Origin of the sequence: Kitasatospora sp. MAA4, from assembly GCF_029893355.1 — a bacterium.
Classification (GTDB): Bacteria; Actinomycetota; Actinomycetes; order Streptomycetales; family Streptomycetaceae; genus Kitasatospora.
Map to the genome: position 1 here is coordinate 205,664 of NZ_JARZAI010000001.1, position 20,057 is coordinate 225,720.

General features: G+C 71.6%; 22 protein-coding genes, 1 tRNA gene and 1 pseudogene. 15 read left to right on the forward strand and 9 right to left on the reverse strand.

Annotated features, from left to right (window positions below; translation table 11 throughout):
• Nucleotides 1–18: 18 nt before the first annotated feature.
• Nucleotides 19–478, reverse strand: a pseudogene (locus P3T37_RS00860) (hypothetical protein).
• Nucleotides 479–549: 71 nt separating this feature from the next.
• Entirely contained in the window at nt 550–726 is a 177-nt protein-coding gene (locus P3T37_RS00865) for a DUF6368 family protein (protein WP_280721397.1), read from the reverse strand.
• An 87-nt stretch (nt 727–813) separates the two neighbouring features.
• Here P3T37_RS00865 and P3T37_RS00870 point away from each other — a divergent pair, with 87 nt between their 5' ends.
• The 4 genes from P3T37_RS00870 to P3T37_RS00885 all read left to right on the forward strand — a co-directional run bounded on the left by P3T37_RS00870 (nt 814) and on the right by P3T37_RS00885 (nt 3,643).
• Nucleotides 814–1,230 (forward strand): CbrC family protein, encoded by a 417-nt coding sequence (locus P3T37_RS00870; protein WP_280721398.1) that lies wholly within the window; start codon nt 814–816, stop codon nt 1,228–1,230.
• A gap of 101 nt (nt 1,231–1,331) precedes the next feature.
• Nucleotides 1,332–2,012: a hypothetical protein gene (locus tag P3T37_RS00875; RefSeq protein WP_280721399.1), complete on the forward strand. Its 681-nt coding sequence runs from the start codon at nt 1,332–1,334 to the stop codon at nt 2,010–2,012.
• Nucleotides 2,009–3,316 carry a nucleotidyl transferase AbiEii/AbiGii toxin family protein gene (locus tag P3T37_RS00880; RefSeq protein WP_280721400.1) on the forward strand — a complete coding sequence of 436 codons (1,308 nt, stop codon included), beginning with the start codon at nt 2,009–2,011 and terminating at the stop codon, nt 3,314–3,316. Before P3T37_RS00875 ends, P3T37_RS00880 begins: the two co-directional genes overlap by 4 nt.
• Before the next feature lie 39 nt (nt 3,317–3,355).
• Nucleotides 3,356–3,643 (forward strand): hypothetical protein, encoded by a 288-nt coding sequence (locus P3T37_RS00885; RefSeq protein WP_280721401.1) that lies wholly within the window; start codon nt 3,356–3,358, stop codon nt 3,641–3,643.
• Between the two features lie 104 nt (nt 3,644–3,747).
• On the opposite strand, the gene P3T37_RS00890 is transcribed toward P3T37_RS00885, so the two are convergent.
• Nucleotides 3,748–4,098 (reverse strand): hypothetical protein, encoded by a 351-nt coding sequence (locus P3T37_RS00890; protein WP_280721402.1) that lies wholly within the window; start codon nt 4,096–4,098, stop codon nt 3,748–3,750.
• Between the two features lie 257 nt (nt 4,099–4,355).
• Here P3T37_RS00890 and P3T37_RS00895 point away from each other — a divergent pair, with 257 nt between their 5' ends.
• Nucleotides 4,356–5,195 (forward strand): aldo/keto reductase, encoded by an 840-nt coding sequence (locus P3T37_RS00895; protein ID WP_280721403.1) that lies wholly within the window; start codon nt 4,356–4,358, stop codon nt 5,193–5,195.
• On the opposite strand, the gene P3T37_RS00900 is transcribed toward P3T37_RS00895, so the two are convergent.
• Complete coding sequence (locus P3T37_RS00900) at nt 5,172–6,014, reverse strand: helix-turn-helix transcriptional regulator (RefSeq protein WP_280721404.1); 843 nt, start codon at nt 6,012–6,014, stop codon at nt 5,172–5,174. The genes P3T37_RS00895 and P3T37_RS00900 overlap by 24 nt on opposite strands.
• 143 nt (nt 6,015–6,157) lie before the next feature.
• On the opposite strand from P3T37_RS00900, the gene P3T37_RS00905 reads away from it, so the two are divergent.
• From P3T37_RS00905 to P3T37_RS00925, 5 genes are all read left to right on the forward strand, one after another.
• Nucleotides 6,158–6,898, forward strand: coding sequence for an SDR family oxidoreductase (locus tag P3T37_RS00905; RefSeq protein ID WP_280721405.1), 741 nt, complete (start codon nt 6,158–6,160; stop codon nt 6,896–6,898).
• A 39-nt stretch (nt 6,899–6,937) separates the two neighbouring features.
• Complete coding sequence (locus P3T37_RS00910) at nt 6,938–7,294, forward strand: nuclear transport factor 2 family protein (protein ID WP_280721406.1); 357 nt, start codon at nt 6,938–6,940, stop codon at nt 7,292–7,294.
• 145 nt (nt 7,295–7,439) lie between these two features.
• On the forward strand, nt 7,440–8,930 hold the full coding sequence (locus tag P3T37_RS00915; RefSeq protein ID WP_280721407.1) for an FAD-dependent monooxygenase: 1,491 nt from the start codon (nt 7,440–7,442) through the stop codon (nt 8,928–8,930).
• 26 nt (nt 8,931–8,956) lie between these two features.
• Nucleotides 8,957–10,225, forward strand: coding sequence for an amidohydrolase family protein (locus P3T37_RS00920; protein ID WP_280721408.1), 1,269 nt, complete (start codon nt 8,957–8,959; stop codon nt 10,223–10,225).
• Nucleotides 10,222–11,010: an antibiotic biosynthesis monooxygenase gene (locus tag P3T37_RS00925; RefSeq protein ID WP_280721409.1), complete on the forward strand. Its 789-nt coding sequence runs from the start codon at nt 10,222–10,224 to the stop codon at nt 11,008–11,010. Before P3T37_RS00920 ends, P3T37_RS00925 begins: the two co-directional genes overlap by 4 nt.
• Nucleotides 11,011–11,070: 60 nt before the next feature.
• Here P3T37_RS00925 and P3T37_RS00930 read toward each other — a convergent pair whose 3' ends face one another.
• Nucleotides 11,071–11,679, reverse strand: a complete 609-nt coding sequence (locus tag P3T37_RS00930) for a TetR/AcrR family transcriptional regulator (RefSeq protein WP_280721410.1) — start codon at nt 11,677–11,679, stop codon at nt 11,071–11,073.
• Nucleotides 11,680–11,874: 195 nt separating this feature from the next.
• On the opposite strand from P3T37_RS00930, the gene P3T37_RS00935 reads away from it, so the two are divergent.
• Nucleotides 11,875–12,522: a hypothetical protein gene (locus tag P3T37_RS00935; RefSeq protein WP_280721411.1), complete on the forward strand. Its 648-nt coding sequence runs from the start codon at nt 11,875–11,877 to the stop codon at nt 12,520–12,522.
• A 154-nt stretch (nt 12,523–12,676) separates the two neighbouring features.
• Here the strand turns inward: P3T37_RS00935 and P3T37_RS00940 are convergent.
• Nucleotides 12,677–12,761: transfer RNA gene (locus P3T37_RS00940), tRNA-Leu, on the reverse strand.
• Between the two features lie 189 nt (nt 12,762–12,950).
• Here P3T37_RS00940 and P3T37_RS00945 point away from each other — a divergent pair.
• The 3 genes from P3T37_RS00945 to P3T37_RS00955 all read left to right on the forward strand — a co-directional run bounded on the left by P3T37_RS00945 (nt 12,951) and on the right by P3T37_RS00955 (nt 15,816).
• Entirely contained in the window at nt 12,951–14,288 is a 1,338-nt protein-coding gene (locus tag P3T37_RS00945) for a M20/M25/M40 family metallo-hydrolase (RefSeq protein WP_280721412.1), read from the forward strand.
• Nucleotides 14,289–14,444: 156 nt separating this feature from the next.
• Nucleotides 14,445–14,687 (forward strand): chaplin, encoded by a 243-nt coding sequence (locus P3T37_RS00950; RefSeq protein WP_280721413.1) that lies wholly within the window; start codon nt 14,445–14,447, stop codon nt 14,685–14,687.
• Nucleotides 14,688–14,931: 244 nt separating this feature from the next.
• Nucleotides 14,932–15,816, forward strand: coding sequence for a chaplin (locus tag P3T37_RS00955; protein ID WP_348533202.1), 885 nt, complete (start codon nt 14,932–14,934; stop codon nt 15,814–15,816).
• A gap of 80 nt (nt 15,817–15,896) precedes the next feature.
• Here the strand turns inward: P3T37_RS00955 and P3T37_RS00960 are convergent, their stop codons facing one another.
• The gene (locus tag P3T37_RS00960) at nt 15,897–16,106 is read right to left on the reverse strand and encodes a DUF5703 family protein (RefSeq protein ID WP_280721679.1); all 210 of its coding nucleotides are present in this window, start codon (nt 16,104–16,106) and stop codon (nt 15,897–15,899) included.
• A gap of 300 nt (nt 16,107–16,406) precedes the next feature.
• Here P3T37_RS00960 and P3T37_RS00965 point away from each other — a divergent pair, with 300 nt between their 5' ends.
• Entirely contained in the window at nt 16,407–17,042 is a 636-nt protein-coding gene (locus P3T37_RS00965; RefSeq protein WP_280721415.1) for a hypothetical protein, read from the forward strand.
• A 39-nt stretch (nt 17,043–17,081) separates the two neighbouring features.
• On the opposite strand, the gene P3T37_RS00970 is transcribed toward P3T37_RS00965, so the two are convergent.
• Together P3T37_RS00970 and P3T37_RS00975 are read right to left on the reverse strand one after the other, a co-directional pair.
• Nucleotides 17,082–19,025: an ATP-binding domain-containing protein gene (locus tag P3T37_RS00970; RefSeq protein ID WP_280721416.1), complete on the reverse strand. Its 1,944-nt coding sequence runs from the start codon at nt 19,023–19,025 to the stop codon at nt 17,082–17,084.
• Nucleotides 19,022–20,002, reverse strand: coding sequence for an aldo/keto reductase (locus P3T37_RS00975; RefSeq protein ID WP_280721417.1), 981 nt, complete (start codon nt 20,000–20,002; stop codon nt 19,022–19,024). Before P3T37_RS00975 ends, P3T37_RS00970 begins: the two co-directional genes overlap by 4 nt.
• Between the last annotated feature and the right edge of the window lie 55 nt (nt 20,003–20,057).

Here is a 20,057-nt window from a genome sequence, read left to right on the forward strand (position 1 = left end):
AGATGGCGGGTCAGGGGGTCAGTTCAGGTCGAGGACGGGACGGGTGGAGAAGTCCTCGTACATGGATTCGCCGTCATCGCCGTGCAGGAACTCGGCCATAGCCGGGTTGCGGTTTGCTGTGGCCAGGGCCAGCCATGTCACGAGGGTGCCGTAGCCGCCGCATTCTGCCTCTCCACCGTCGCCGCCGCGGACGGCGGATGGGTCGCTGGTCAGCTCCGCCTGGTAGCTCTCTAGTTGCTCGGGCGTTGGCTGCCACCGGTCCAGATCGAAGCCCACCGTGACGTCTCCGCCGGGGACGAGCGCGAACTGCCGGCCGCCCTGGTCGATCACCGCGCATTGGAACGCGGCGCCGAGGCGCTCGACGGTGCGGACCTCGACCACCCGTCCACCCACCTTCCGGGCGGCCTCGTGCGTGACGGTTGGCGGCGTGGTGGTCGAGGGCGCGCCAGCGGTCGAAGGTGAGGTCAGCGAGTGGCATGGCCAGCAGTCTGGCAGCCGGCACCGACACCCGGGTGCTGCTGGGTGGCCTTCGATCCCTTCCCGTGTGCGTTACTTGACCAGGCGGAAGTCGGGGTGTGCGGCCCAGGCCCGAAGGAGTTGCGCGGTGCCGAACGTCGTGGCGCCGAAGGCCTCGGGGAGGGTGGCAATCAGACCTGGCAGGGTGGCCATGACCGGCAGGTTGCTCTGGTGGAACTCGACGTGGGCGACACCCCCGACGATATCCATGGCGCCATGTCACCGGAGCCGAGCCGCTGCTACGCCGGGCCCGGGCGAACCCGGGGCTGTCCGTCCGGGGCGCTAGGCTCCCGAACCATGTCCAGCACCGCGCAGGAGGTGCCGGGGCGGGTCTGCCCGTGGTGCATCGCCGACGGGTCGGCGGCCCGCCGATTCGATGCGGAGTTCACGGACGCCAGCGAACTCGCCGGCCTGCCCGACGATGTCGTCGAGGAGGTGTGCAGCCGCACCCCCGCCTTCAGCGCCTGGCAGCAGGGCCGCTGGCTGGCCCACTGCGCGGATGCCGCCGCGTTCCTGGGCCCGGCGGGCATCGAGGAGTTGCGCGCACACCCCGAGGCCCTGGAGATGATCCGCAGCGAGTACGCGGACCCACGCCGGAAGGAGCACCTCCTCCAGTCGTTCCTGGAGGCGCTCCACGCGCAGGGAAACCCGACGGCCTACCTGTTCCGCTGCCGCGCCTGCGGCGCGCACCTCGCCTACGCGGACGGCACCTGAACGCGCTGCCGAGAACAGCCCCGGAGGTACCGTGGCCAGGGGGAGCCGATGGCAATAGAACTCGGTTTCGGGATGGCCTCGGCAGTTGAGATGATCAGCCCATGGGAGCACTGACGACCGCGCCGGGACAGGCTCCCGCGACCGCCGTATTCAGGGGAGCGTTCGAGACGCATGTGACCGTGCGCTGCGACGAAGCCGCGCTCGCACGTCTGGATCGTTGGGCGGCGGCAGCGAACATGAAGATCACTCACATCATGCTCGCCCGCGGGAGGACGCCCTCGCAGCCCATGCTCACCTCCACCGCCAATGGAGTCTTCGCCGAGCAGTTGGGCTCGGCCCGTGCGATGACCGGTGTACTCGAGGCGGCGGGATTCGAGCCGGTCCGGGTGAAGATCGAGGCATCGCCGTGGGCCGATGGCGTGCCGCAGGACGACGCCGAGGCCGTGCGGTTGGGCCCGGGGCGCTACTTCGAACACCACCTCAAGGTCCTGCTCGACTCGGACACCGACCTCGTCGCGCTCGCGGACCTGGTCACCGACCACAGGGCGCACTTGTCCTGGAACGCACGGCGAGCCGTCGGAGACGGAGAGCGCCACGAGCGTTTCATCACGCAGCGCTGCCATGCGGCGGGACTCGAGAGTGCGGGCCGGCAGCTGGACTCGCTGCTCGGCACAGTGCGCGCGGCCGGCCACGACGTCGTCTCGGTGGAGCGGGAGTTCGTGGTGTACGACAGCGACATCACCATCGACGACGGCTGGATAGCAGAGGAGACCACGCCATGACCGGCTCCTGGGAGCGGTTCGGACCGCGCAGCCGCGAGGTTCCCCAGACACCCCTGGAGGACCGGTTCCGCCCCGGCCTCGGCGTGCCGGCGACGCTGCGGCCGGTGTCCGACGAACGGGCGGTACAGCGCGCGATCTTCGACCCGGCACTCAAGCAGTTCCCCAACGCCTACCACGCGGCCGATCCGCGGTTCGCCGACGAGCCCACCGGACAGGCCTGGTACGCGGCGCGCCGGGCAGCGATGGACCTGGTGCTCGGCGCTATCGCGAACTCGCCCTGGGCGGAGGCCCTGGTCCTGCGTGGCAGCGTTCTGCTGGCGGCCTGGTTCGGCGACGCGGCCCGCGAGCCGGGCGACCTGGACTTCGTCGTGGTCCCCGCGGACTGGGGCGTCGACGAACCGCGCACCGAGGCGATGCTCCGGGGAATCGCCGACGTGGCGCAGGCATTGAGTCAGGACGGCGGCGCCGCCGTTCGGTTCGAGGCGGCTGGCGCGGTCAGCGAGGACATTTGGACCTACGAGCGAGTCCCCGGCCGCCGACTCGTCCTGCCCTGGACCTCACCCGGTCTGCCCGGCGGAATCGTCCAACTGGACTTCGTCTTCAACGAGCACCTGCCCCTCGCCCCGGTACCGGCTCAGATCCCCTCCCGGTCAGGCGGCCCGGACGCACAGTTGAACGCGGCGACGGCCGAACTGTCGCTGGCTTGGAAGCTCATGTGGCTGCTCTGCGACAGATACCCGCAGGGCAAGGACCTCTACGACGCGGTCCTGCTCGCCGAACACTGCACGCTGCGCCACGAGGCGTTCCAGGCGGTGTTCCTGGAGGTGGATCCGCGCGATGCGATGCACCCGTTCGATCTCGGGCACGTCTCCGCCCTGCGGGAGAGCGTGGAGTGGGACCACTTCGTCGCCGAGTACCCGGACGTCGCCGAGACCGCCGACCACTACGTCGACCGACTCGTGGCAGCCCTGGCACCGACCTTCGAGACTGCCAGCCCACCCGCGAACAGCGCCTACGAGCGGTACGCGCGGTGGCTGGCGCCCTGGGTGCACCGCTACCGCGAACTGCTGGAGCGCGAGGGCATGCACGCCCTACAGGCGGGACTGGCCGAGGCAGGAACCCCACCCGTCGCGGCCGTCGTTATCACGCTCGAACTCCTCGGACGCGACGAGTTCAGCGTCGATGACGCACAGGCCCTGGTAATCGGCGACCCCGCGTGGGCGAGTCTGATCGAGATCTACCGGCGTTATCCGGATGCCTTCGAGGAGGAGTTCGGCCAACTACGCGCTGCGGGCGGTCAGTGAGCCCTGGTCAACCGCTGAGGGGAAGAACGGGGGAGAGGCATGGACTCCATCAGGGCGGCCCGGATCGCGGCCGTGATCGACATGGCGCGCCCAGCCTGGGAGGCCAACAGGGATCCCCGCGTCCTGCAGGAGTTTCTGGCGGGCCAGGGCTGCAACGGCATCGATGCCGTGCTCGTGACGAAGGGACTGCTGGGATGCAGCCTCGCTGACGCCCAGGCCGCGTTCTTCACCGCCCCGTGCCGGGCGGCAGAGTTGGCGTTCCACGAGGAGGCGATGGACGCACTGCTCGGCACCACCGGCGAGGTGGCGCCGCCGTTCAACGGCTGACCGGCTCCGGCATCGCGCTGCCGTCCATTCGGCTACCACCGCCGGCCAACGCAGTAGCGCTGTCGAACCCTGCCTCCAGGACACAGCAATGGCCTTGCCGAACATCAGGGCAGGCTGGCAGCATCACGTCCCATGATGAACAGAATCGAGTCCTCCTCCCGCTGGTGAGCGCGATCATCGAGCCCGCTGGGCTCGGCCGCCGGATCACGTTCCACCAGCACGCGCTGCGCCTGCACCGCCTGACGCCCGACGGCCCGCTCCCAAGGGACGGCTACCCGTTTCCCGACGAGGACGACTGCCGCCGCGCCTCTCACGAGCGCCGTACTCGCCATCACGCCGGCGACTACGCACGCCGCGGGCACGATGTCGCGGCTTTGCTCGAACAGCGTCTGACGAGACCGCCGAGTCCCGCAGGGCTGCGCGTTCTTTCGGATGACGGTCAGCAGGGTGATCACTGAAGATCCCTTCCGGTGCCGGTGTGGTTGCGGTCATGCCATCGGGTCAGGTGGCGGGCGTCCGAAGTGCGCCCCGGCTTCCCGGCTGCGCCTCCGGAGTGAGCGAGGGCGCGGTGGTACGTCGGGGAGCCCTGTTCCTAGGAGTGCGGTACCCCCTCCGGCGTGGCCTTCCACGGATGCGGTGCGGGGGCGAGGCTCCTGGTGGCGGTATACCAGCCGGTTCCGGCCGTGGAAGAGGACGAGGAGGTGGCACGGTCATGGCGTTGTTGGGTTCGTACGTCACGCTCGGCCGTTCGGGGCTGCGGGTGAGTCCGCTGGCATTGGGCGCGATGACGTTCGACGACGGGAGTTGGGGCTCGGCGCAGGAGGAATCCTTCGCGATCATCGACCGTTATCTGGAAGTGGGCGGGAACTTCATCGACACCGCGAACCAGTACAACGGCGGGGCGTCGGAGGAGACGCTCGGCGCGTACTTCGCGGGGCGGCCCGGGGTACGCGACCGCGTGGTGCTGGGCACCAAGTTCGGCGGCACCATGGACTCTCCCAATCCGAACGCGGGCGGTGCCGGGCGCAAGGCCGTACTCGCGCAACTGGATGCGTCGCTGCGGCGGCTGCGCACCGACTACGTGGACCTGTACTGGATGCACATGTGGGACCGGCACACTCCCCTGGAGGAGACGCTGTCGACCCTGAACGACCTGGTCCACGCGGGGAAGGTCCGTGCCATCGGGCTGTCGAACACGCCCGCCTGGTGGGTGGCCCAGGCCGCGACGACCGCCCGGCTGCGGGGCTGGGACGTGCTGGAACGCATCGCCCAGGACCTGGGTACGAAGGTCGCGGCCGTCGCCCTGGCGTGGGTACGCCAACAGGAACCCGTCACCTCGGTGCTGGTCGGAGCTCGGACCCTCGACCAGTTGGACAACAACCTGGCATCGGCGGCCGTGACCCTGGACCCTTCCCAACTCGCCGAGTTGAGCGCACTGACCACGCCAGAACTCAACTATCCACACGCGTTCACCGAAGGAGTCGGGATCGGCTTCCTGCAAGGTGACGCCACGGTCAACGGTGTCACGTCAGTGGCGTTCCGCCGGTCCTGACGCGAGCGCCGCCATCGAGGAGCCGAGGAGGGCGAGGGCGTCGGCGTCCGCGCTGCCCGGCTCGGCCGTGCCGATCAAGAGGTGCTGACCGGGCGTGCTCTGGACGTCGAAGGACTGGTAGGTGAGGGTGAACCGGCCCACCGCGGGGTGGTCGAAGGTCTTGGGCCTGAGGCCGAGGGAGCTGACGCCGTGACTGCGCCACATCTGCTCGAACTCGTCGCTGCTGCTGCGCAGTTCCTTGATCGTGGCGGTCATCCGGGAATCGTCCGGATGGTGTCCGACAGCCAGGCGCAGGGCTTCGACCGAGCATTTCGCGACGCTGTGCCAGTCCGCGTAGAGCCCTCGGGCCGCGGGGTCCAGGAAGAGGGAACGCAGTACTTGGCGGCGGTCGGCGAGTGGCGAGAGGAGGGCATCGGCCAGGGCATTGGCCGCGAGCACTTCGAGGCGGCGGTTGATCACGTACGCGACCGCGGCGGGGAAGGACTCCATGAGCTGGAGCAGAGCCGGGTCCACTTCGTCCGACTCGTCGGCGGCCTCGATCATCGGCAGGAGGCCGGCGAGGCGGTAGGCGTGCCAGTGGGCGTCGGCGTTCAGGCGCAGTGCCCGCGAGAGGGCGTCGATGACCTGGCCGGAGGGGTTGCGTTCGCGCCCCTGCTCGAGCCGCGTGTAGTAGTCGGCGCTGACTCCGGCCAGCACGGCGACTTCCTCGCGCCGGAGCCCGGCGACCCTGCGGTGCCCGTAGGTCGGAAGGCCCACTTCTGCGGGCTTCAGACGGGAGCGCCGCGCTTGCAGGAATTCGCCGAGTTCGTACCCGCTCATGCCTCGATCGTACGCGGCGCGTTCCTGGGAGTGGCGCACCCAGGAAGTCTCGCCCTGCCTGCCCGAGGCGATCGCCTTCAGGATCGGAGGGTGGGTGGACGACCACCCGGTCGGCCATCGCCGGCTTGATCGAAGGGGTTCTCATGACCGTCCCGTCCATTCCGGTAGGCAAGGTCGTACTGGTCACCGGTGCGAGTAGTGGGATCGGTGAGGCGACGGCCCGGCGGCTGGCGGTGTCGGGGCACCGGGTGATGCTCGGCGCCCGCCGCACGGACCGTATCGCTGCCCTCGCCGAGGAGATCCGCGGCAACGGCGGGGAGGCCCACCACCAGGAACTGGACGTGACCAGCCTGGACAGCGTGCAGGCCTTCGTCCAGGCCGCGCAGGACCGGTACGGCCGCATCGACGTCCTGGTGAACAACGCGGGCGTGATGCCGCTATCTCCGCTGGACGCGCTGGAGGTCGACGAGTGGAACCGCATGATCGACGTGAACGTACGCGGCGTCCTGCACGGCATCGCCGCCGTGCTCCCCCTCATGCGCGCGCAGGGCTCCGGCCACATCGTGAACATCGCCTCCGTCTCGGGGCACCGCGTCGACCCGACCGCCGCCGTCTACAGCGCGACCAAGTTCGCGGTCCGGGCCCTGTCCGAGGGTCTGCGCCAGGAGAGCCGCGACCTGCGGGTGACCGTGATCAGCCCCGGACTGACCAGGAGCGAGCTGGCTGAAGGCATCACCGACACGGCGGTGCGCGAGGCCACCAGGGACATGCTGAAGATCGCGATGCCCGCTGACGCCATCGGCGCGGCGATCGAGTACGCGATCGGCCAGCCCGCCGAGGTCGACGTCAGCGAGATCGTCGTGCGACCCACCGCCCAGGGCTGAGCCGACGAGCCACGAAGATACGTCGTACGGAGCCACGTCATGGTGACGAAGCAGCAGGTGGAAGCGTGGGTCGAGGGGTACGTGCAGGCCTGGACCTCCAACAGCCGCAAGGACATCGCAGCCCTCTTCACCCCGGAGGCCGAGTATCACGAGTGGCCGTACGAGACGGACTGGATCGGCCGCGAGGCGATCGTCGAGGGGTGGCGCGGCCGGGCCGGGTGGCAGGAAGGGGGCTGGGAATTCGAGTGGTCCCTCCTCGCGATCAACGGGGACACCGTGGCCATCGAGGGCACCGGGCGCTACACGGAGCTGGGGACCTTCGCCAACCTGTGGACCGTCACCTTCGGCAGCCACGGAAAGTGCGCGGTGTTCCGCATGTGGAACAACGAGGTCTGACAACCACCACGCCAAACGGAAACGTACGTTTGCGTTACGCCTCCTCCAGTGCTAGCTTCATAGCGAAACGAAAACGCTCGTTTCTCTTTGATGTGGCGGGTCTCCTGCGGATTTCGCGGGGAATCCCGCACGACGAGGAGGCGTCATGCCTGCGTCGCCCATCACCACTCCCATTCCCCTCCCGCCGCACACGGACGTTTTGATCGTCGGCGCGGGTCCCGTAGGGCTGACCCTGGCCGCGAGCCTGCGGCAGCTGGGCGTGGACCACGTCCTCATCGACCGCGACACCGGCGTGCAGACCGGCAGCAGAGCGGCAGCGCTCCAGCCCCGCTCCCTCGAATACCTGGACCGGATCGGCGTCGCCGAACACCTCATCGCGGCCGGCGAACGGGGGCGCGGGTTCCGCGTCCACGACCGGGAGCGCACTCTGCTGCACGCCTCCTACGGCGATCTGGACACGCCCTACCCCTACGTCCTGCTCTCCTCCCAGCAGACGACGGAGGAGCACCTGCTCCGACGACTGGGGAAGCTGGGCGGCGGCGTACACCGCGGTCACAGGTTCCTCGGCTTCACGCCCGATTTCCCCGGGGTCTCCGCCGTGATCGCCGATCCGGACGGCTTGTTGCGATCGGTCTCCGCCCGCTACCTGGTGGGCTGCGATGGTCTGCACAGCGCCGTGCGCACAGCTGCCGCGATCGGCTTTCCCGGAGAGGCACCGGAGCAGTTGTTCGCCTTGGCCGACGTCCGCCTGGACGCCGGTGCGAGCGGCCTCGGGGAGGACGACACCACCTTCTTCCTCTCCTCCGCCGGGATGCTGCTCCTCTCTCCGCTCGCCGACGGGCAGCACCGCATCGTGACTCCCGCCGCGCCGGGGTCGGCCGCACCCCGCGCCGTAGACATCGAGCGGCTGATCTCCGAACGCGGCCCGACGGAAGCACAGATCCGGGTGACTGCGGTGATGAACGCCTCCACGTACCGCGTTCAGGAGCGGGTCGCCGAGCGGTTGAGGGCCGGTCCGGTCTTCCTCGCCGGGGACGCCGCGCACACCCACAGCCCGGCCGGCGGCCAGGGCATGAACACCGGCATCCAGGACGCCGGGAACCTCGCCTGGAAGCTGCACGCCGTCCTCACCGGCGCGGCCCCCGCCGAACTGCTGGACAGCTATCACGGCGAGCGGCACCCGGTCGCAGCCGAACTGGTCACCTTCACCAGCCAGTTCGCCAAGATCGCCACCCTTCGGGACCCGGCCGCCGGGCAGCGCCGCAACGACCTCCTCGCCGCAGCCTCGGCCACGCCGGGGATCGCCGACTGGATCGCCGCCAAACTCGCCCAGCTCGACGTCAGTTACGCGCGGGAACCCGACCGCGACTCCCCGCGCGTGGGAGACCGGATCTCGCCCCTGACCGTCCCGCAAGCGGACCTGCGCTGGACGCTGGCCCTGCCTGCCCGGAGCGAACCGAAGGACGAGCGGCAGGGGGACACCGTCCTGTCCGTGTGCCACGTACCGGGACTACGAACTCCCCTGCTGGTGCGCCCCGACGGCTACCTCGCCGCGCACGGAGTACCGGCCGAACCGGCCCAGGTTCTCAGTCGGCTGGCCCAGCACCTGCCCCTGCCCGTTCCGTCCACCCGATGATCCGGCTGTTCAAATGAGACAAGGACATGTCGACTTCTGCTTCCGCCCCCACCCTCATCCGCAACGTCGCCGTCTTCGACGGCACCAAGCTCCACGCACCCCAGGACGTCCTCATCGACGGTCCCGTGATCGTCGCCGTCGGCCCCGCCCTCGGGACCCCGGCCGGGGCCGCCGTGGTCGACGGCACCGGCCGCACCCTGCTGCCCGGACTGATCGACGCCCACACCCACACGACCGACACCGAACAGCTGCGGCGGGCACTGCTCTTCGGGATCACCACCGAGCTCGACATGGGCGGTACGCCCTCGGTCGCCCGAGCGCTTCGGGAGGCCGCGCGCGAGCGCGACGACCTGGCCGACCTGCGCATCGCGACCACCGGAGCCACCGCACCCGGCGGCCACCCGAGCCAGCTGGTCGCCCTCGGCCTGCTGGAACCCTTCCCCACCGTCTCCGGCCCCGAGGACGCCGACGCCTTCGTCGCGGCACGGGTCGCCGCCGGGGCGGACCACCTCAAGATCTTCATCGAGGACGGCGCCGCGATCGGCACACCGATGCCCCTCATGTCCGCCGAGACGATCAGCGCGTTGGTGCGGGCCGCGCACGAGCGCGGGCTGCGCACCGCCGCCCACACCCTCACCCGCCGCTCGGCCCGGCTCGCGATCGACTGCGGCGTCGACGGCCTCGCCCACGCCCCCGCCGACGGACCCTGCGACGACGCCCTCGTGGCGGACGCCGCAGCCCGGGGCATGTTCGTGGTGCCCACCCTGACCTCGCTGACCGGGGCGACCGGCACTCCGGTGGAGTACGCCCTCATCGACGACTCGCTCCTGCGGCCCTACGCCGACCCCCGGTGGCTCAAGGAGATCGAGCGCATGCGCACCGAAGGCCCGGGCGAGGTGCGGGTCGGGCCGGTCTCGGTCGACGCCCGGTACGCCGCCGACGCCGCGCTGCGGATGTTCGAGGCCGGGGCGCCCCTGCTGGCCGGCACCGACGGCGCGGGCGGCGAGGGCCACCCCACCACGCACGGCATCAGCTACCACGGCGAGCTGGCCCTCCTCGTCGCCGCCGGACTCACCCCGGCCCAGGCCCTCACCGCCGCGACCGCCGCCCCCGCGGACGCCTTCGGCCTCGACGACCGCGGTCGCATCGCCGCCGGGCTGCGCGCCGACCTCCTGCTGGTCGAGGGCAACCCCCTCGCCGACATCACCGCGGTGCGGGACATCGCCGGCCTGTGGCGGCGCGGCGTCCCCGTCGACCGCACCACCGTCCCGTCGGAGAGGCTGGTCCGACCGTGAGCACCCTGACGACCACCGCGCAGGCCCCCGCGCACCAGGGCCTCCACCACCTCAAACTGTGCGTCAGCGACCTTGAGCGCAGCGCCCGTTGGTACGGCTCGGTGCTGGGCGCCCGCCGCGTCACCGAACTCGACCACCGCCGCCCCGACGGCACCCTGTTCTCGGTGGTCCTCGACGTGCCCCACCTGCCCTGCCGGTTGGAGCTGCGCCTGGACCCGGCGACCGCGCGCGCCCTGGCCGGGAACGAGCTCCTCACCCTGGCCGTCGAGGACCGCGCCGCCGTGGACGAATGGATCGCGCACCTGGACGGCCTGGGAGTGCGCCACTCACCGCCGGTCGTCGCGATGGTGGGCTGGGTGCTGGTCGTCCCCGATCCGGACGGGCTGCGTCTGCGGCTCTACACGACCAAGCCCCACGGGCTCGACCGCTCGCGCGTCGAGTACGACTCCCCCTGGCTGAGCACCGGACCCACCGACGGCACGGCCGGGGGCACGGGGACCCTGTGGGCCGTCGCCCGGCTGCGGGCGCGGCCCGGCGGTGTCGCCGTGCTGGCACCTCTGCTGGAGGCCCTGGCATCCGCCACCCGCGAGGAGGAGGGCTGCCTCGCCTACCGCGTGCACCTGTCCCAGGACGCCCCGGACACCTTCGTGGTCCACGAGGAGTGGGCCGACAGCGGCGCTCTGGCCGCGCACCGGAGCAGCGCACACCTGGCGGCGTTCCGCGCGGCGTCGGCCGGCCTCGTCGAAGGGCCTCCCGAGACGGAACTGCTGACCCCCTGCCATTGAGCCGGGCCCGGCACCACGTGCCGGTGGGGCGCCCCGTCCTGGGGGCGCCCCACCGGCACGTCAGCTGGTCCAGGAGGCCGAGCCCAGGGACGACAGGCCGGCGACCAGGTGCTCCGCGGACACGGGTGCCACCAGGTGCCGGCCGACGAGGAGTCCCGGCATGAGCGTCATCAGCACCGTCGCGATCCCCCGGGGATCGGCGTCCGCGGGGACCTGGCCCTCTGCGCACCAGCGCCGGGCCAGGTCCTCCAACTGCCCTTGCACGCCGAGGTAGAAGGCCCGGGTGCGCTCTTCCAGGCCCGGCCTGCGCAGGGCCTCCCCCCACGACTGGATGGCGATCCGGGTGAGGTCGTACTCCGACTGGGAGTCCCGGCCTTGGACCTCACCCACCATCGCCGCCACCACCTGCGCCGGTGACGCGGTGGGGCGCTGGGCGAGCAGCCTGTCGAACAGGCCCCGCACCAGGGTCATGGCCTCGTCCGCGGCCGCGTCGATGAGGTCGTCCTTGCTCCGGAAGTACCGGTAGACGGCGCTGGAGGACATTCCGGTGGCGGCGATCACGTCGTCCATGGACGTGGCGTGGAAGCCGTTGGCGGAGAAGCAGGTCCAGGCGCTGGTGAGGATGTGACGGCGCCGCTCTTCCCGGCGCTCGTCCGTCAGGCGAGGCATCCCCCCACCCTAAACGAGAACGATGGTTTCCGTTCGAGAGGTGCGAGCGGGCGACCCCGCGACGGACCGGCCCCTGATCGATGGGCCCCAGGGTCGTGGTGATGAACCCGCAGCCCTTCATCGACTCGAACGATTTGATCGCGGCGGCCAGGTCGCCGTTGTCCGCAGGCGCGCGGCCGGCCACGGGTTCTGCGGGTGCCTGCGCCATTCGGCGAACGGATCACCGCCACCGCAGACCTCCTCAACAAGAAGCTGGACCAAAGCACGTGGCGCGCCCGCATCGACAGCCGGGCCGCCTACCGGCTGCGCCCCAAAGCCGCAGCCGATCACCGCGGCGCCCGGCGCATGCTGTGCCCTGCCGCAGGCACCCACCCCACCGTCGCTTGCCCCATCAAACGCCGCAGCCTCGGCCGCGACCCCCGCCTCCCCGCCGTCGACGTCACTCCGTCCCCGGCCGGCCCACCCGAGGTCTGCCGCCGCGAGTCGCTCATCTTCACCCGCGACATCGGCATCCGCTTCTGGCAGGAACTCGACCACGGCCGCGCCCCCTGGGTCCACCACTACTTCCGCCTGCGCAACCGCGTCGAGCATTTCAACGGCTACGCCAAGGACCACGAAGCCATCGAACGAAGCCGCACCCGCCGCATCCGCGGCGTCGCCGCCCAGTCCCTGCTCCTCGCCTTCCAGATCGCCCACGCCAACCACCGCAAGATCGCCAGCTGGCTCAATACCCTCCAACTCGCCGACCAGCCGCCCCGACGACGCCCCTCCAACCGGAACAAGCCCAAGAACCCCTGCAACTGGACCCCGAAGGGCTACCTGCCCGAGACCCAGGGCAGCTGATCCACCCCACCCCTTGAACCTATCCTGACCAGCACAAACAGATCTGGCCCCCTACGACGCCGTAGGGGGCCAGATCACGTTCTGCAAAACAATGAGGCTGGTCAAACCGACAGTATGTCGGTTTGACCAGCCTCATTTGGTCGGTTGACCTCTGTGTCCGAGGGGGGACTTGAACCCCCACGCCCGATAAAGGGCACTAGCACCTCAAGCTAGCGCGTCTGCCATTCCGCCACCCGGACTGGGTGTTGTCTGCGTGGCTCACTGCCCCGCTGACATGCGTAACTGTAGCAAAGATCGGCTCGGAGGCCCAAAAGTGGTGGGGGCGGGGGGTTGCTGGGGGAGGATGGCGGGACCGTGGCCGTTGCGTGTCGACGAGGTCGGGGCGTGCCGGGCGGGGTTCCGAGTGGGTCAGACGACGAGGAGTGACCGTGAGCGAGTCGAAGGCGGAGCGTACGGGCGGGCCGCGGGTGGACGGGGAGTCGGAGGTCGTCGACATCTGTCGGGACCTGATCCGGATCGACACCAGCAACTACGGCGACCACTCGGGTCCGGGCGAGCGGGCTGCCGCGGAGTACGTGGCGGAGCAGCTGGCGGAGTTCGGTCTGGAGCCGAGGATCATCGAGTCGGCCAAGGGGCGCGCCTCGACGGTGGTGCGGATCGAGGGCGAGGACCGGTCGCGGCCGGGGCTGCTGATCCACGGGCACACCGACGTAGTGCCGGCCAACGCGGACGACTGGACGCACCACCCGTTCTCCGGGGAGGTCGCGGACGGCTGCGTCTGGGGGCGCGGCGCGGTGGACATGAAGGACATGGACGCGATGACGCTGGCCGTCGTGCGCGACCGGCTGCGCACCGGTCGCAAGCCTCCGCGTGACCTGGTGCTGGCGTTCGTCGCGGACGAGGAGGCCGGCGGGACGTACGGCGCGCGGTACCTGGTCGACAAGCACCCGGAGCTGTTCGAGGGGGTGACCGAGGGGATCGGGGAGGTCGGCGGCTTCTCCTTCACGGTCAACGACGACGTGCGGCTCTACCTGGTGGAGACGGCCCAGAAGGGCATGCACTGGATGCGGCTCACGGTGGACGGCCGAGCCGGGCACGGGTCGATGACCAACGACGACAACGCCATCACCGAGCTCTGCGAGGCGGTCGCCCGGCTCGGGCGGCACCAGTTCCCGCTGCGGATCACCAAGACCGTGCGCGCCTTCCTGGACGAGCTGTCGGATGCGATCGGGGTCCCGCTGGACCCGGAGAACATGGACGAGACGCTCCGGGTGCTCGGCGGCATCGCCAAGATGATCGGTACGACGCTGCGCAACACGGCGCAGCCGACCATGCTCGGCGCCGGTTACAAGGTGAACGTCATCCCCGGGCAGGCCACGGCGCACGTGGACGGGCGCTTCCTGCCCGGCTACGAGGAGGAGTTCCTGGCCGAGCTGGACAGCGTGCTGGGCCCGCGCGTGAAGCGGGAGAGCGTGCACTTCGACAAGGCGTTGGAGACCAGCTTCGACGGGGCCCTGGTGGAGGCCATGCAGACGGCGCTGCGGGCCGAGGACCCGATCGCGCGGGCGGTGCCGTACTGCCTGTCCGGCGGGACGGACGCGAAGTCGTTCCAGGACCTGGGGATCCGCTGCTTCGGCTTCGCGCCGCTGCAGCTGCCTCCGGAGCTGGATTTCGCGGGGATGTTCCACGGCGTGGACGAGCGGGTGCCGGTCGAGGGGCTGAAGTTCGGCGTGCGGGTGCTCGACCGGTTCATCGACGCCTGCTGAGCGGATAAAGGGCGGGGTTCGGGCGGGTTCGGGCAGGCGAGCGAATGATCACCGCTAAGGGTGAATGGCGCACTGCATCCGTACCCCATTCGGCAGAGCCTCGTTCACTCCTATGACAGTCCGGAGAATGGGCTGTCACATGATCAGGAGGAAATCATGAAGGTCAAGAAGATCGCCGTTGTTGCCGCCGCCGCCGGTGGCCTGATGCTCGCCGGTGCCGGCGTGGCCGCCGCTCACGGCGGTGCCGGTGCCGACGGTGCCGCGATCGGCTCTCCCGGTGTGCTGTCCGGCAACAACGTCCAGGTGCCGGTGCACATCCCCGTCAACCTGTGCGGCAACACCGTTTCCGTCATCGGCCTGCTCAACCCGGCCTTCGGCAACAACTGCCAGAACTTCTGAGCGCTGACCCCGCTGGGGGTCGGTGAATCGGTGGGGATGTAGTGCGAAAGGGGTCGCTCCGGTCGGGGCGGCCCCTTTCAGTTCGCGAAACCTACTCGATCGGGTGAGGCGCGGCTGGTTGGGCCAACCTTTCGAGGGGTGACTCGTTATCCAGTGGGCGGGAAAAGCTCTCGTCGGAAATTCAGACCATCACATGTCAGGGGTACCTATGCGACAAGTTGCCAGGAGAGGGATCCTCACCGCTGTGGCCACCGGCAGCGTGCTGGCGTCCACCGCGGGGTACGCCTACGCGAGTGCCGATGCGCAGGGGCTGGCGGCCAACTCCGCAGGGGTCGGTTCGGGTAATTCGGTCCAGGTCCCGGTGGACGCGCCTGTCAACGTGTGCGGCAACACCGTGGACGTCGTCGGGCTGCTCAACCCGGCGTTCGGCAACCAGTGCGCCAACACCTCGCCCTCGCACAGCCACGGCGGATCGGGCACGCCCGGCGCCTCGGGCTGGCAGGGCGGCGGCTCCGGAGGGTCGGGCGGGTCCAGCGGCTCGGGCGCGTCCGGAGGGTCGGGCGGCGGCACGCCGAGCACGAGCGGGACGCCTGCGGTGCCGAGCATGCCCGGCGTCCCGAGCGTCCCCAGCGCGGGATCGGGAACGACGGGATCGGGAACGACGGGATCGGGAGACCAGACGCCGGGCGGCGGCTGGTCGACGGTCGGCAGCGGCGCCTCCGGCGTCGCCCAGGGTTCGCCGGGCGTGGCCGCGGGCAACAACGCGCAGACGCCGGTGGACGTGCCGGTCAACGCGTGCGGCAACACGGTGGACGTCATCGGGCTCGGCAACCCCGCGATGGGGGACGACTGCGCGAACCAGGCCGCGCCCACCCCGCCGCCGGCCCCGGTGCACAACCCGCCGCCGCCGGGCGGCCCGGTCGTGACGCCTGCGGTGCCGGCCGCGCCCGTGGTCGAGGCCACCCACAACCCGGCCCCGCCGGCCGTCGCCCCGGCGACTCAGGCGGTGGCCGCGCCCGGTCAGCTGGCCTTCACGGGTGTCAACGGGCTCGACGTGATCGCCCCCGCGGGCCTCGCGCTGCTGATCGCCGGCGGCGTGCTGTACCGCCGGTCGCGCATGGCCGCCTGAGAGATCAGGTAGGTCGAGAGCGCCGGCTCAGGGCCTCCGCCGTCGTGACGGGGGAGGCCCACCGGCTCTCCGCCCACCGGTCACCAGCTGCTCCGACTCTGCCGGATGATCCGGCGGCGCAGCAGCACCGTCCGGCTGCCGTCCGGCAGGAGCCGCAGCCTGTCCAACTCCCAGTGCCCGTACTCGGCGTGCTCGGTGAGCAGCTGGCGGGCCGCGTTCCGCGTCGTGCCGCGCGGCATCCGCAGTGACTGGTACTCGTACTCGGTCTGCCGGACCAGCTTCGGTTGGATCAAGGTTCGCCTCCTCAGCGACGTCTGCGGGTAAGCCTACGACCTGCCCCTGACAGCGGCGTAGGCCCGCGACGGGTCGGCTTTCCGCGGCCGTCTGATGCCCGGTCAACTCCCGTCGAGTGCCTGCGTCTGGTGACGTTCTACCCGGCTCGCGAGCCCGGGATGCCGCCCGTGAAGGTGACCGCACTGCCGGAACAGAAGCCCGCAGATGGGACACCGGGGGGCAAGTTGCCCGGAAATCGCGTACTCAGACCGGAACCCCTGTGCACCCGGGCCCCCGGTACGGATACCGTCTGCCCCATGTCTGATGCCGCGCAGCTCACCCGCACCGAGGTACGCGACGCCGCCGAGGCGGTCAAGGCCGCCATCGACCGCCATCTCGAAGCGGTGTCCAGCTCCACCACAGCGGACGACCCCGCTGTCTTCGCCGCGTACGAGGAGCTGGCCGCCGCGGCCATCACCTACGACCAGCTGCTCTACGAGGTCTATGACGAGGTCACTCCCTTCGAGGTCCCCGGCGACGGTGGGCCCGACAGCTACCAGGGTCCGGAGCAGCCGGCCGCGATCAGCGTGCTGATCCGCCGGGACTACCGGATCGCCGATCCGCGCCGGCTGCGTGCCCAGGCGGAGCGCCTGGACGACTCGCTGGCGGCCGCCGCCGGCGCGGGCGCGGCCGGAGCCGCCGAGGGCGTGAGCGCGGCGGTGGGGGTGGTGTTCGGGGAGTACGAACCGGACGAGATCGCCGCCCGCGCCGAGGAGTTCGGCCTGGAGGAGGGCGACGCGACGGTCTGGGTGGCCGCCGCCGAGCCGACCGAACCGGGGGAGTGGCTCTCGGAGCCGTTCGACAGCCCGGACCCGCAGCTGCTGATCTGCCGCTTCGACGTCAGCGAGGTCTACGACGACGAGGAGTCGGACGAGAGCAGCTCACTGGAGTAGAACTGATGCGGTGGGGCGCCCGGCGCCCCACCGCACAGCTCAGAACGCCTGCTCGGCGTGCTCGGCCAGGATCGCCCGCAGCCGGGTGGTCCGCGGCTGGGCCGGCCGCTCGGCCACGGCCTGTGCCAGGGCCGGCCCGGCGGCGTGCACCACGGACAGGTGCCGCTCGGCGCGTCCGAACGCGGTGTAGACCCACTGCCGGGTCAGCCCGGCCGCCGCGTCCTCCGGCAGCACCACCACCGCGCCCGGCCAGCGCCGCCCGACGGCCTGGTGCACCGTGAGCGCCCAGCCGTGCCGCAGCTGCGCCGCGTCCGCGGGCGCGACCGTCGACTCCTCGCCGCCGGCGAACGCCAGGCGCAGCCCGGACTCGTCACCGCCCAGCACCGTGCCGGGGCGGTTCACGCCGGGCACGGGGGAGTGCACCACCCGGTCGCCGGGGTCGAAGCCGCCGAACCGCCCGGGCCCGGGGTTGAGCCGGGCCTTGGCGGCCGTGTTGAGCGCACGGGTGCCGGCCGCGCCGCCGTGCCCGGGGGTCAGCAGCACCACCTGGTCGGCGGGGATCCCCAGGGCGCGCGGGATCGAGTCGGTGAGCAGCTGGACGGCCCGGTGGACGGCCTCGGCGGCGTCGCGCGCGGTGAGGATGACCACCTCCTTGTCCGGCGCCTCGACGCTCTGCAGCTCGCCGATGCCGATGCCGGAGACCAGCTCGCCGATCGGACCGAGGTCGGGGGTGCGGGAGGCGACCACCGGGCACGGCTTGGCGGCGAGCAGGTCGGCGAAGAGCCGCCCGGGCCCGGCCGACCAGAGCTGGCCGGGGTCGCCGCTGAGCACCAGCCGGGTGCCGTCGGCGAGCGCCTCGACCAGCGTGGCGGCGAGCTCCAGGTCGAGCAGCGGGGCGTCCTGGACGATCAGCAGGTCGAGCGCGAGCGAGCCGTCCTCGGCGCGCCCGGGGCCGTCCGCGCCGCCGAGCAGCTCGGCGAGGGTGACGGAGGCAGGAACCGGTTCAGCCGGCAGCATGGCGGCGAGCGCGTCCCGGCCGTGCTCGGTCCAGGAGGCGGCCCAGGCCCGCAGGCCGAGGCCGTGGGCGGCCGCGAGCAGCGCGGCGAGCTCGCCGCGGGAGGCCGCGTCGCCGGTGTGCAGGACGAGCGGGTGCTCGGCGACGGCGCGGATCAGCGCGGTGGCCGAGGAGGACGGCGCGGCCAGCGCAGCGGCCTCCCAGGAGGCTTCCGCATCCTCAGCCGGCTCCAGGGTGGACATGATCCGCACCAGACCGTCCGCCGCACTGTCCTCCGCGAGCGCGAGGCGCTCCAGCGCGAGCAGCATCCGCACCGGCGGCTCGTCGTCCTCACTCTGGTCCCCACCCGCGCCGGGACCGGTCAGCTCCTCCTGGAACGGCATCACCCGCCCGTCCAGCACGGCCTCCTGCAGCGCCAGCGCCGGATCCGGCAGACCGAGCTTCTCCAGGCCGGACTGCAACTCGCCGGCCTCCAGGGCGGAGTGGCCGCGCAGCGCCGCCTGCTCCAGCAGCCAGGCGGCCAGCGCCTGTCCGCGGCGGGTGTCGCCGGGGCCGGCGGCGGGGCCGAGCAGGGCGCGCGCGAAGCCGTCGGCCTGCTCGGGACGGACGCCCGGCAGCACGAGCAGCCCCCACGGGTCCTCGCGCAGGGCACCGGCCGCGCCCTCGCCGTACGCGGCCACGGCCGCACCGGCCAGGCCGGGGACGGCCGCCGCCGGGGCCCCGCCCTCGGTGAGCACCTCGCCGACGGCGCGCAGCGCCGCAGCGCGCGCCTCGTCCGGCGCGACGGCAACCGTCGCACCCTCGGCCGAGTCCTCCGACGACGACCCGCCGCTGCGTCCGATGCTGCGGATCGCCTCCGCCAGCGCGGCGACCTCGGCAGGCCGCCCGCTGCCCGCACCCTCGCCGACAGCAGCGGGGCCAGGGGTGTCGAGGGGGGCGTCCCCGGTGCTGTCGTGTGTCTGGCTCACAGTTCGTTCCAGTCCTGGTCAGGGTAGCGACGCACCGGCGCCGAGATGTCGTCCAGCGCACCGCGGATCTCATCGGGAAGCGTAAGCGCCTCCACCGACAGCGACGCACGCAGCTGCGCGGCACTGCGCGCGCCGACGATCGTGCTGGTGACGCCCGGCCGGTCGCGCACCCAGGCCAGCGCGACCGCCAGTGGACTGCTCGCCAGACCGTCCGCGGCCGTGGCGACCGCGTCCACGATCCGGCGCGAGCGCTCGCCCAGGTACGGCTGGACGAAGCCGGACAGGTACGGCGAGGCGCCCCGCGAGTCGGGCGGCACCCCGTGCCGGTACTTGCCGGTCAGCACGCCGCGGCCCAGCGGGGAGGAGGCCAGCAGCCCGAGCCCGGCGTCCCGTGCGGCCGGCAGCACCTCGCGCTCGATGCCGCGCTGGAGCAGCGAGTACTCCATCTGGGTCGCCGCCAGCGGCACCCGCCCGGTGCCGCAGCGCTGCCAGGTGGCGGCCTTGGCGAGCTGCCAGCCGCTGTAGTTGGAGACCCCGGCGTAGCGGGCCCGGCCGGAGGCGACCGCGAGGTCCAGCGCGTGCAGGGTCTCCTCGGCGGGCGTGCCAGGGTCGAAGGCGTGCACCTGCCACAGGTCGACGTAGTCCGTCCCGAGCCGGCGCAGCGAGGCGTCCAGGGCGGTCAGCAGCTGGCCGCGCGAGGTGTCGAACCTGCGGTCGCTGTCCGGGACGCTGCCGGCCTTGGTGGCGATCACCAGCTCGGAGCGCGGGATCAGCGAGTCCGTCAGACGCGAGATGAGGTACTCGGCGCCGCCGTCCGCGTAGACGTCCGCGGTGTCCACCAGGGTGCCGCCGGCCTCGGCGAACTCCTTGAGCTGCTCGGCGGCTTCCTGCTCGTCGGTGTCCCGGCCCCAGGTCATGGTGCCCAGACCGAGCCGGGAGACCCGCAGGCCGGTGTGGCCGAGGTGACGCTTCTCCACGGGAAACCCCCTCGATCTCGATCGTTGTGCGGACGGACCACTGAGCGGACGTCAG

Bases quoted from the DNA above. Each gene is read 5' to 3' on its own strand.
- P3T37_RS00880 (WP_280721400.1), top strand. From the start codon at position 2,009: ATGACCGGCTCCTGGGAGCGGTTCGGACCGCGCAGCCGCGAGGTTCCC.
- P3T37_RS00950 (WP_280721413.1), top strand. From the start codon at position 14,445: ATGAAGGTCAAGAAGATCGCCGTTGTTGCCGCCGCCGCCGGTGGCCTG.
- P3T37_RS00875 (WP_280721399.1), top strand. From the start codon at position 1,332: ATGGGAGCACTGACGACCGCGCCGGGACAGGCTCCCGCGACCGCCGTA.
- P3T37_RS00865 (WP_280721397.1), bottom strand. From the start codon at position 726: ATGGATATCGTCGGGGGTGTCGCCCACGTCGAGTTCCACCAGAGCAAC.
- P3T37_RS00900 (WP_280721404.1), bottom strand. From the start codon at position 6,014: ATGAGCGGGTACGAACTCGGCGAATTCCTGCAAGCGCGGCGCTCCCGT.
- P3T37_RS00930 (WP_280721410.1), bottom strand. From the start codon at position 11,679: ATGCCTCGCCTGACGGACGAGCGCCGGGAAGAGCGGCGCCGTCACATC.
- P3T37_RS00895 (WP_280721403.1), top strand. From the start codon at position 4,356: ATGGCGTTGTTGGGTTCGTACGTCACGCTCGGCCGTTCGGGGCTGCGG.
- P3T37_RS00885 (WP_280721401.1), top strand. From the start codon at position 3,356: ATGGACTCCATCAGGGCGGCCCGGATCGCGGCCGTGATCGACATGGCG.
- P3T37_RS00905 (WP_280721405.1), top strand. From the start codon at position 6,158: ATGACCGTCCCGTCCATTCCGGTAGGCAAGGTCGTACTGGTCACCGGT.
- P3T37_RS00920 (WP_280721408.1), top strand. From the start codon at position 8,957: ATGTCGACTTCTGCTTCCGCCCCCACCCTCATCCGCAACGTCGCCGTC.
- P3T37_RS00965 (WP_280721415.1), top strand. From the start codon at position 16,407: ATGTCTGATGCCGCGCAGCTCACCCGCACCGAGGTACGCGACGCCGCC.
- P3T37_RS00870 (WP_280721398.1), top strand. From the start codon at position 814: ATGTCCAGCACCGCGCAGGAGGTGCCGGGGCGGGTCTGCCCGTGGTGC.
- P3T37_RS00915 (WP_280721407.1), top strand. From the start codon at position 7,440: ATGCCTGCGTCGCCCATCACCACTCCCATTCCCCTCCCGCCGCACACG.
- P3T37_RS00910 (WP_280721406.1), top strand. From the start codon at position 6,938: ATGGTGACGAAGCAGCAGGTGGAAGCGTGGGTCGAGGGGTACGTGCAG.